This is a genomic window from Lentilactobacillus parakefiri (assembly GCF_002157585.1).
Taxonomy (GTDB): Bacteria; Bacillota; Bacilli; order Lactobacillales; family Lactobacillaceae; genus Lentilactobacillus; species Lentilactobacillus parakefiri.
This window is the reverse complement of the sequence record NZ_BDGB01000067.1, coordinates 1-10,047: the sequence shown is the minus strand read 5'-3', so window position 1 is coordinate 10,047 and position 10,047 is coordinate 1. Positions and strand designations below refer to the sequence as shown.

Annotated in this window: 15 protein-coding genes and 1 other annotated feature; of the genes, 9 read left to right on the top strand and 6 right to left on the bottom strand. The window is 39.7% G+C overall.

Translation table 11 applies throughout. The features are described 5' to 3' along the window. The first annotated feature begins 134 nt into the window (after nt 1-134). The 9 genes from LPKJCM_RS07370 (at nt 135) to rplL (ending at nt 5,090) form a co-directional block, all read left to right on the top strand. Nucleotides 135-692: a sigma-70 family RNA polymerase sigma factor gene (locus LPKJCM_RS07370; RefSeq protein ID WP_057962638.1), complete on the top strand. Its 558-nt coding sequence runs from the start codon at nt 135-137 to the stop codon at nt 690-692. Nucleotides 693-743: 51 nt separating this feature from the next. Then, nucleotides 744-893: a 50S ribosomal protein L33 gene (gene rpmG, locus LPKJCM_RS07365; RefSeq protein ID WP_082619762.1), complete on the top strand. Its 150-nt coding sequence runs from the start codon at nt 744-746 to the stop codon at nt 891-893. A gap of 24 nt (nt 894-917) precedes the next feature. Beyond that, nucleotides 918-1,094 (top strand): preprotein translocase subunit SecE, encoded by a 177-nt coding sequence (gene secE / locus LPKJCM_RS07360; protein WP_057962639.1) that lies wholly within the window; start codon nt 918-920, stop codon nt 1,092-1,094. Nucleotides 1,095-1,199: 105 nt separating this feature from the next. Continuing rightward, nucleotides 1,200-1,748, top strand: a complete 549-nt coding sequence (nusG, locus tag LPKJCM_RS07355) for a transcription termination/antitermination protein NusG (RefSeq protein WP_013728262.1) — start codon at nt 1,200-1,202, stop codon at nt 1,746-1,748. A gap of 19 nt (nt 1,749-1,767) precedes the next feature. After that, nucleotides 1,768-2,616, top strand: a complete 849-nt coding sequence (locus LPKJCM_RS07350) for an alpha/beta fold hydrolase (RefSeq protein WP_057962640.1) — start codon at nt 1,768-1,770, stop codon at nt 2,614-2,616. Nucleotides 2,617-2,736: 120 nt separating this feature from the next. Then, on the top strand, nt 2,737-3,162 hold the full coding sequence (gene rplK / locus LPKJCM_RS07345; RefSeq protein ID WP_013728260.1) for a 50S ribosomal protein L11: 426 nt from the start codon (nt 2,737-2,739) through the stop codon (nt 3,160-3,162). 95 nt (nt 3,163-3,257) lie between these two features. Further along, nucleotides 3,258-3,965 (top strand): 50S ribosomal protein L1, encoded by a 708-nt coding sequence (rplA, locus tag LPKJCM_RS07340; RefSeq protein ID WP_057962155.1) that lies wholly within the window; start codon nt 3,258-3,260, stop codon nt 3,963-3,965. Nucleotides 3,966-4,027: 62 nt separating this feature from the next. Next, nucleotides 4,028-4,146: a sequence feature (ribosomal protein L10 leader region), on the top strand. A gap of 26 nt (nt 4,147-4,172) precedes the next feature. Then, nucleotides 4,173-4,685 (top strand): 50S ribosomal protein L10, encoded by a 513-nt coding sequence (rplJ, locus tag LPKJCM_RS07335; protein WP_057962156.1) that lies wholly within the window; start codon nt 4,173-4,175, stop codon nt 4,683-4,685. A 39-nt stretch (nt 4,686-4,724) separates the two neighbouring features. Further along, nucleotides 4,725-5,090: a 50S ribosomal protein L7/L12 gene (gene rplL, locus LPKJCM_RS07330; protein WP_057962157.1), complete on the top strand. Its 366-nt coding sequence runs from the start codon at nt 4,725-4,727 to the stop codon at nt 5,088-5,090. A 170-nt stretch (nt 5,091-5,260) separates the two neighbouring features. Here rplL and LPKJCM_RS07325 read toward each other — a convergent pair whose 3' ends face one another. From LPKJCM_RS07325 to LPKJCM_RS07300, 6 genes are all read right to left on the bottom strand, one after another. Then, a complete protein-coding gene (locus tag LPKJCM_RS07325) occupies nt 5,261-6,448 on the bottom strand; it encodes a tyrosine-type recombinase/integrase (protein ID WP_087069589.1) in 1,188 nt (395 codons plus the stop codon). Nucleotides 6,449-6,552: 104 nt separating this feature from the next. Then, complete coding sequence (locus LPKJCM_RS07320) at nt 6,553-6,951, bottom strand: hypothetical protein (RefSeq protein WP_057962158.1); 399 nt, start codon at nt 6,949-6,951, stop codon at nt 6,553-6,555. Nucleotides 6,952-7,010: 59 nt separating this feature from the next. Further along, nucleotides 7,011-7,838, bottom strand: coding sequence for a hypothetical protein (locus LPKJCM_RS07315; protein ID WP_057962159.1), 828 nt, complete (start codon nt 7,836-7,838; stop codon nt 7,011-7,013). Nucleotides 7,839-7,944: 106 nt separating this feature from the next. Continuing rightward, nucleotides 7,945-8,283, bottom strand: coding sequence for a hypothetical protein (locus tag LPKJCM_RS07310; protein ID WP_057962160.1), 339 nt, complete (start codon nt 8,281-8,283; stop codon nt 7,945-7,947). 82 nt (nt 8,284-8,365) lie between these two features. Next, nucleotides 8,366-9,037 carry a hypothetical protein gene (locus tag LPKJCM_RS07305; RefSeq protein WP_057962161.1) on the bottom strand — a complete coding sequence of 224 codons (672 nt, stop codon included), beginning with the start codon at nt 9,035-9,037 and terminating at the stop codon, nt 8,366-8,368. A 64-nt stretch (nt 9,038-9,101) separates the two neighbouring features. After that, the gene (locus LPKJCM_RS07300; protein ID WP_087069588.1) at nt 9,102-9,812 is read right to left on the bottom strand and encodes a helix-turn-helix domain-containing protein; all 711 of its coding nucleotides are present in this window, start codon (nt 9,810-9,812) and stop codon (nt 9,102-9,104) included. Nucleotides 9,813-10,047: the final 235 nt, after the last annotated feature.

Below are 10,047 nucleotides of genomic sequence, written 5' to 3'. Positions count from 1 at the left end.
GTATCTGAATTCACGGCCACTTAAATGTCTTAATTGGCATACACCAATCGAGATCTTCTTGCTTAATCTACGTCACTAAATTCGTTCAAGTTATTTCTTGCAATCTGCCAAAAACAAACGAAGGGGAGAGCACAATGTTACCTAATAATCGACTTGAACTGATTCGCCAGACCGCCAGAAAAAATGAAGAGGCCTTTCGCCGGTTGTTTGATCAATACTACCCGATTGTCCGCAAGTATAGACGAAAGTATTACGTTAATGGTTATGATAAAGACGATTTGGACCAAGAAGCTCGAATGGTCCTATTGCGATCTGCCTGCCGGTTTGAAGCAGCCAGAAAAGTTAGTTTTGGAACGTTTTTTAGTCATAACCTCCGAAACCGCCTGTTTGACCTGATTCGGACCAATAATGCCCAGAAGCGGCTTCCCGTTGAGCCGTTGACCTCATTTGAAGCCAATGAATATTTTTATGCAGCTCAAATTGCCGATGATTCAGCGAGTAGCCCGATTGATGCCGTGATTGTTGATGAGGCTTTACGCAATCTTTACAGCAGCTGCTCACCTTTGGAAAGACGGGCTTTTAATCTGATGATGAGTGAAAACGGCTATGCGAATTTGGCGCCCAAAGAGCAGCGTGGCATTATCAACGCGTTTGAACGCTGTCGGCGTAAATTTGACGGGGAGATCAATTGACTGAAATGTTTTTGAATGCTATTATTACTATGCTTGTAAGGAGGTGCTCCTATGGCACAAAGAAAAGTTGCACTGGCATGTTCAGTTTGTGGATCCCGGAATTATACAATTCCTGAAAACCCCAACCGAACCAAACGCCTAGAGCTCAATAAGTTTTGCAAGTATTGCGGCAAGTATACTTTGCATAAAGAAACTCGTTAATCATAAACGTAAGGGGATAAAATTTTGCGATTAATTAATTTTTTCAAAAAAGTGGCGCAGGAAATGAAGCTGGTAACCTGGCCGAACGCTTCTCAGACACGGACTGATACCAGTACCGTTATCGGCACCTCAATCATCATGGCCATCTTTTTAGGCTTGGTTGATTGGATCGTTCAATGGGCCTTGCAATTTCTTGCATAGCCTTTTCAGGTAATCTTTGATATAGTTAAGTTGTTGAAACCTGCTAAAAGTGTCAGGTTTTTTTATTTGAACTCATTTTATTGGAATGACAAAGGAGCAGAAGAAATGGTCGAGTCAGCAGAAAAACAATGGTATGTCTTACATACTTATTCTGGATACGAAAACAAAGTTAAGATGAATTTGGACAGTCGAAAAGAATCGATGGGGATGCAGGATTACATCTTCAGAACGGTTGTCCCTGAGCAAGAAGAACATGAAGTTAAGAATGGCAAGGACAAAGTGAAGATGGATAAGACCTTCCCCGGCTACGTGTTGGTGGAAATGATCATGACCGATCAAGCCTGGTATATTGTCCGGAACACGCCTGGTGTGACAGGGTTCGTTGGCTCTCACGGACAAGGAAGCAAGCCGACACCATTACTGCCGGATGAAGTTGATTTGGTCCTTAAACGCATTGGCATGAGTTCTCGTCATGAAGACTTGGATGTGAACATTGGTGATACGGTTAAAATTGTTGATGGCGCATTTACTGGCCTCGATGGTAAGGTAACCGAAGTTGATAACGAAAAGCAACGACTCAAGGTGAACATTGAGATGTTTGGCCGTGAGACCAGCACAGACCTTGACTTCAATCAAATTGATACAACCCTTTAACCTAAAGTAGGTGAACGCGATGGTATGGATGGCTGGTTTGATAATTGTTTTAGTAATGGTCATCGTTGTGGTTGGCAAGCTGATTAAGCTTGGGAAACCCAGCCTGGTCAACCATGATTCCGGTCCTGCAGATGGGGTCGAGGCGATTCCGACACTCTTTATTCCGGGATATTTTGGCAATCGCCTGTCTTTTGGTCGATTGATTAATCGGTTGATGAGGCGATATGGGGCCAACAAGTCAATGGTTATCAAAGTTGACCGTCATGGCCAGATCCGTGTTTTGGGCAGTTTGGCACAGTCAAAAGTCCTGATTCAGGTTCTTTTTGCGGATAAATCCTCAAAACCCAAGCAGCAGGCAGTTTGGCTTTCCGAAATTTTAGCGTTATTGAGAACGCATTACGGCGTTGAAGCCATTAATCTAGTCGGCCATTCAATGGGCTGCATCACCATCTTTTGGTTTTTGACCCACAAAAACAAAATGAACCGGGTCAAAATTAAGCATGTCGTCGCAATTGCTGGACCATTTAATGATTCAGAAATTGCCAGAAGTACCAATAAAGTTGATGCTTACCCATCGAATGCGTTGGGCCCAATCAAACGAATGCCAATTTACCGGGCCCTTTCACAGCGAATTTTTGCAATTCCAAAAGATATTAAGGTCTTAAATATTGCCGGCAGAATCAGTAACGCTCAGCAAAATGACGGGGAAGTCTCCGTAAACAGTGCTTTTTCATTGCGCTATCTCTTGCAGGATCCCGCCGCCCAATACCATGAATTGGTGATTAGGGGCAAACGGGCAACTCACAGGCTGCTTCATGAAAATGCGATTGTGGATAAAGGCATTGCCAAGTTTCTTTGGAATCTATAATTTAGGTTGTTGAATGAAAGTGTTTATGTTATATTAGTATGGTATGTTTAAGCATACCAACGTGGGAGGAGAAATTTTGATCTCCATTTACCACACACGGACTTAAGGAGGTTATGTCTCGTGGCTAAAAAAGTAGCGAACATTGTTAAGTTACAAATTCCAGCGGGCAAAGCAACACCTGCCCCTCCAGTTGGTCCTGCATTAGGTCAAGCAGGTATCAACATCATGGGATTCACTAAGGAATTTAATGCACGTACTGCCGATCAGGCAGGGATGATTATTCCTGTAGTTATTACTGTGTATGAAGATCGTTCATTCGACTTCATCACCAAGACTCCACCTGCTGCTGTGTTACTCAAGAAAGCTGCTGGTGTTCAAAAGGGTTCCGGCGAACCAAATACTAACAAGGTCGCAACTGTTACCAAAGACCAAGTGAAAGAAATTGCCGAAACTAAAATGAAAGACCTAAACGCAGCTGATGTTGAAGCAGCAATGCGCATGGTTGAAGGTACTGCACGTAGCATGGGCTTTACTGTCGAAGGATAGTTGACTCGACTGCGTCGTTACTTTAACGATACACACTGTTTCACGTCACGTGGGAGGTTAATCCGTTATAACCACAAGCAAGGAGGAAAACACACATGGCTCGTAAAAGAGGTAAAAACTACAAGGCAGCTCTTGAAAAGGTTGATGCTGAAAAAGCATACCCAATTAAGGATGCTGTTGAATTGATTAAAGATATTGATTTTGCAAAATTCGACTCAACTGTCGAAATTGTGTTCAAATTAAACGTTGACACTAAGCAGGCTGATCAACAATTACGTGGTGCCGTTGTCTTACCTAATGGAACTGGTAAGGAACAGACCGTTGTCGTATTTGCAAAAGGTGACAATGCTAAAGCAGCTCAAGAGGCTGGTGCAGACTTTGTCGGTGAAGCTGACTTAGTTCAAAAAATCCAAGATGGTTGGCTTGACTTCGATGTTGCGATTGCAACACCTGACATGATGGCTCAAGTTGGTCGTTTAGGCCGAGTTCTTGGACCTAAAGGTTTGATGCCAAACCCTAAGACTGGAACTGTTACCATGGATGTTGCCAAAGCGGTTCAAGAATCAAAAGCTGGTAAGGTTACTTACCGGACTGACCGTGACGGTAACGTTGCTGTTCCAGTTGGTAAAGCTTCATTTGATACCGACAAGTTAGTTGGTAACTTGAAGACAATTGAAGATGTTATCGTTAAGGCACGTCCAGCTTCTGTACGTGGTGTCTACGTTAACAATGTTTCAATCTCAACGACATTTGGCCCTGGCGTCAAAGTTGACCTTGACCCATTTTCAAGTGTTGAAGCTTAGTTAGTTCCGATTTAAATAAAAAATCCCTAATTGACGTTTAATCACTTGATGTGATAGACTGTTAATTGCTGATATATTCGCCTAAGACTCAGGTGGCTTCCATGCCTTAATATCCTGCCGAGGAAAGTAAGTTTACTTTTTTCCTATGTCTGGGTGGGCATAGGGATTTTTTATTAAGTCCCAACAAATTTTTGGGAGGTGAAATTCGTGAGTGAACAAACTGTTGCGATTAAAGCAAAAAAGGTTGCATCTGTTACTGAAGAATTGAAGAATGCTTCATCTATCGTTATCATCAACTACCGTGGTTTAACGGTTGCTGAAGTGACTGATTTACGTAAGCGATTGCGTGATGAAGGCGTTAAGATGGAAGTTATCAAGAACAAGGTAATGGATCGTGCTGCTACTGAAGCTGGCTTTGATGATTTGAAGCCAACTTTCAATGGCCCAACTGCTGTTGCCTTCTCGTCAGAAGATCCCGTTGCCGGACCTAAGATTGTCCACAACTTTGCAAAGACTAACGACAAACTTAAGCTTAAGGGTGGCGTTATCGACGGTGAAGTTGCCAGTCTTGAAGAAATTACTGCTTATGCTGCATTGCCTAGCCGTGAAGAATTGTTATCTACTCTTGCTAACATTCTTCAAGCACCTGTACGTAACTTTGCATACGGGGTTAAAGCGATTGCTGATAAGAAACAATCTGACGATGGCGACGCTGCCTAATCAGAACTAAATAAATTCCAATTAATGGAGGAAAACAAAATGGCTTTTGATAAAGATAATATTATTGACCAATTAAAAGATGCTTCAATCTCTGACCTTAACGACTTGGTTAAGTCAATTGAAGACGAATTCGGCGTTTCAGCAGCTGCACCAGTTGCTGCTGCAGGTGCTGCTGGCGGCGACAGTGCTGCTAAAGATTCATACGATGTTGAATTAACTGAATCAGGTGACCAAAAGGTTAAAGCCATCAAGGCTATCCGTGACATCACCGGTCTTGGTTTGAAAGACGCTAAAGGACTTGTTGATAAGGTTCCATCAATCATCAAGGAAGGCGCTTCAGAAGACGAAGCCAACAAGATCAAGGAACAACTTGAAGCCGTTGGTGGAACTGTTACCCTTAAGTAATAGGGTTATAATTAGACCAAATTAAATCGCTTCATATCGACATTAACTGTTGATATGAAGCGATTTTTTTGTGTCTTTAATTGGATATGTGAGGAAGCGGAGTGATAATTATGTGGCAGTTTCTGTGGCATTTACAAAAGGTGCCACAGCTTTCTGCCACACTTCCGAAATTACTTGCCATTATTAGGTTTAAAAAGAGTGCCATTCATTTCGTTAATCAATTTTAAAGCTCCCTGCTTCGTTGGCCGTGTATATGAGTCTGTCATTGTTAAAGATGAGTGGCCGAGCCAATGCATAATATCAGTGGGTGAAAAGTTATTAGATCTAGCCATTGTGGCAAAATAATGACGTAGAAGATGGGGGTAAACGTGGACACCACAGGCACGTTCTACCTTTTTAAAAATTTTGTTAGGGTATTCTGGATGTATGGGTTCACCATAATCTTCCATTACGAATAGAAATGAGTCGTTGTTGTATTGTCTGCCACATTGAGTACATATGTTTTTTGAGTATTGAAGCGAAAATTTTAACAGCTCAACAAGTTCTCCCGTAACATAATTTTTGCGATAGCTGGCGTGATTCTTTAATTTTGCACCACCTTCCTCGTAACGAGTGCGTGCCATATCGTATGTGATCTCACAGGCTTCCTGGCCACCTTGCTTAAAAAACTTAAGGGACTTATACCGCAACCCAGAAATTTCCTCACGACGCGCTCCCAGCGCTAATAAGCAGATGAGGGTATACCAATATTTGCTCAAATATTCCCTTGCTGTCTTCATGAATAATTGATAATCTTGTGGTTCCAGCTTGGCCGGCTTAGGCTCCTTAGCACCTTCAATTGAGATGTCTTTTAATTTGTTTTTAGAAATCACATCATTACGTTCAGCAGCATTCATAATGATTTGCATAACAGAATTTATTGTACTGATGGTTGTCTTAGCGTAGCCATCTTTAACTTCGCTATCAATAAAATGCTGATACTGTTGCCGACTAATATCGGTTAACGCCATATTTCCAAATACAGGTTTGAGATGCTTTGCGAAATACATATCTTTTTGCGCAATTGTTGCCGGACGCCACTTACCGATATCAACTGATCGTTTACGAATTACTTCATAGTACGCTTCGACTGTTGTATTGCGATTATTCAGGGTGTTTACAAAGCCGTTATCTATATCATTTTGGAATTTGTGCAGTGCAACCTCTGCTTCTTGCCAATCTATAAATCCACTTTTTTTGTATTCTCGGCGCTTATGTTCAGCATCGTAGTAGGTGAAGCGAATTCCGTATTTCTTACCATTTTTAACTGGGTATTCGTAGATATTGGGATGGCGCTTCATTGGTTTCCATTTTGCCATGTCATCATTTCCTTTCAATGTGTATTTTTAATTGATTTGTTTACAAAATAGGGCACGTATGTTCTTTTAACTCCTAAAATAAAAGCCCGATTGGGGGCTTAAAATTAATGAATACCAAACTGGAACCATGAATGGCTGTTCCGTTTTTCTGAAACAACATAAGTATATTTGTAACTGTTGTAATAGTCATTGCTATGGCTGTTAAGCCGTCCAGATTCCAACGTCCAAGAATAGTTGGCTCCCCCGTGGCCTAAACGGTAGTGGTAGCCTTTTTTGGCGATAAAAGTGCCAACCGAATAACTTTTATATTCTGGTGTCACGTTGCGAACCTTCAGTACTTTAACGTTCCGCCGTAATGTGATCCAGGGCAGCCGGTTCCAAATTGGATTGGCAGCGCTGTAAATACTGCTTGCATGGGTGGTCACCGTATTTGCTCCGTAGAATACGGGAAATGCTAAAGCCACACCAGCAGCCATTAAAGCTAATCTTTTAGTAAAATTCATGATGGTCTATCTCTTTTCTAAATAATTTTTACATCCCCGGCACCGGTGGGGAAAACTAATTAACTTTGAAGGTTTAAAACAGCATCAGATAATTCATCAGCTAAATTATAAGCAGCATCTGAAACATCATCTGAACTTTTTCCTGATAAAGTATCAGATAAGCGTGAAGACAAGGCAGCTAATTTTATGGATGTTAAAGAGGGAAAGCGATTTGCAAATAATTGATAAGCATTTTGAATAGCCTGGGCGTCCATTCTTATACCATTGCTGTTTGACTGTAAATTTACCGCTTCTCCCATATCGGAAATGACTTCAGAGAGATCATTACCTCCTGAATCATAAGCTGCTTTAGGCGTAATATTCTCAAAATCAGCTAAAACATCGTCTTGATCTTGAGAATACATAGTACGTACAATAGATAGCATATTGCTGATATCAGATTTTTGTTGGGCATAATCATTAGTTGACTGAGTGGTTCCTGATGAACCTGAGTTACTGGTGTTATTGTTCGTATTATTATTTGTAGATACAACTACTTTACTTAAGTTGCCCTTCCATATCCAACCTTTAACCTTATTATTACCACTCTTTAAATAATAATAAGTGGCCTCTTTACCATTTGCTTTTTTAACTTTAGCTGATTCAGTAGCATAAAAGGTCCATGAAAGATAGTTAGCAGCCCTGTGAGCCTTCTTATTTAAGCGAGGGTTAGTGTATAGATAACCCTTATTAACATTGTAAGAAGTCTTACTTAGCTTCTTATAACTAATAACTCGGGCTAGTTTTGTCTTAGCAAGCGCGTTTGGACTAGTGAATGATACACTAATACCAGAAACTGTTCCCAATGTCATCGCTAAGATTGCCGAATAAATTAATTTACTTTTCATAGTATTCCTCCTAAATTTCAGCTTTTATAGTCATCAGTATTTGGACTATAATCCCCATGCCTGAGTCGAACAGGTACTGGTTCCGAGTGGGGAAAATGAATAAGAGCTAATTCGTGGGTGTGGCTGTGTGATGATTGTTTGTAATAAAACCGTGACTCACCAGAATTTGTTCATCACTAGTATCAGTCGCTTTGTATCCCTTACTTAATAATTCATTGATATAAATTTTGTTATAAATAAATGAAAAAACAATACTAGAAATTGCAGCACCAATGCCAAATGTAAAAATACCCACAAATACTTCAATGGCTAACTGCACGAAAAACCATAGCCAATCACCTCGAAATAATGCTGGCCAAAATCCAAAAAAGAAAGTTGTCCAAGAAAAGCCGACTTTTGTCTGCTTAACCTGATTAGTAGTAGGGTTTACCAAATTAACGTGCATTTTAAAACCTCCTCAAATAAATTCAGCTTTTATAGTCATCAGTATTTGGACTGGTTATCTAATATATATAGAAGTGATGCGATTAGTCTCCTTCAAATTTAAAGCTTCCAAAAGTAGAAGTAGTAGCTATTTGATTACCAGTTGAATCATTGATATCAACAATATAATTAACATCGTCAGGCATAGGGGAGTACTCATCATATACTTCCTCCGTTTTTTTCCATGCTGCGTGAGCAATTTCTTTTAACTGCGCATCTGTGCCCTCTAAGGCCTCATCATTCAAAACAATAATAGTTTGTCCAAGATTACTGTCCCAATAAGCTTTAGTTATTGCATTTTTACTTTCTGAAGGAAATCTTGTTAGAGCATTTTTATAATCCTCAAAGTTTTGTTTCATATTTTTCGCTCTTGTCTTTTTTACTAATTCTTTTTCTTTTTTTTCGGATTTTTTCTTCTCGATTCTTTCTTTTTTTAAAGAATCTCGTTTCGATTGCCTTTTAATACTTATGGAAGAAGATTGTGCTGCTTCTTTTTTTGCTTCGGGAGTATTATTGCTTGTAAAACTGAAAAGAACAGTTGAAACGATAAAAGTTAGCCATAGATATTGTGTAATTTTTTTCCAATTATGTTTTGTCTGAAAATTTGCATTATTTTTTTTGCGCTGTAAAACAGTTGCTAAAACGAATAGTGAAATTAGACCTAGGAAAAAAGAAAAAGTAACTATGACTACTAATAATTCTGTTAAAAATTCCAAAATATACACCCCTTAATAAATTATTGATATTATTCTAAATGAAAATGTTTGATCCATCAGCTCCTTACTTTAATAAGCTTGTGGCAAATACGTATTTACCTAATATCCTAAAATCTTGGTCAATGTTCTTAGGAAAGATGAGCGGTTTATAAATAGGATTAAACGACTCTGGTTCAAGGATAACTGCCCTTGAGGTTTCCTTAAACCTTTTTAATGTAGCGTTCTCTCCATCTACTAGAACAGCACATATATCGCCATTTTCAACCTCACAGTCTTTTGCAAAGACAGCAATAAACCCGGGAGCGATAACCTTACTCATGGAATCACCATTAACCTGCAGCGCAAACAAATTGTCACGGCCATACTTATCTATTAAATCGTCCGGAATAATTGTTTGACCGATAATGTGCTCATCAGCAAAAGTCGGGAGACCGGCTGTAATTTCACCATAAACATCTAACAGCTCATTAGATGTTTTCCACTTAGGAGTTGCTGAAATTGTTGCACCATCGCTTGTTGGCTCAACAGTTAGTTTGTCCACTGAAGGGGTGTATCCAGCCAACTCCATGAGTTTTAGATAGTCAATGTGATATGCATCTGCAAGTATCTTCAAAGTTTCAGGACTGGGATTTATAGGATTACCGCGACGATTCACTCCCTTTTCCAAATCGCCAATGTAAGAAAAGCTCAGTTTCCCATTAATTCGATGGGAAACGTCTCGAAGCGATTCTTTGCCACGAAGCTGTTTCAAATATTTACCAAGTTCGTTACTCATAAGATCCACTCCTTAGGTTAATTGTAAGATATGTCACACAATAATAAAATAAAAATAAAATAATTTACTGTAATACATTGACAACATGTGCGATATGTCATACAATAAGGTTGTTGATTAGAGACTTGTGGTCAGAAGTCAAGTAGGTGATACGTAAAATATTGATAGTTCTAATTGTGAGGAGAGTATACTTCCCCCAGCCCAGTGAAGTACAAAAATTCACTGGTTAGAAACT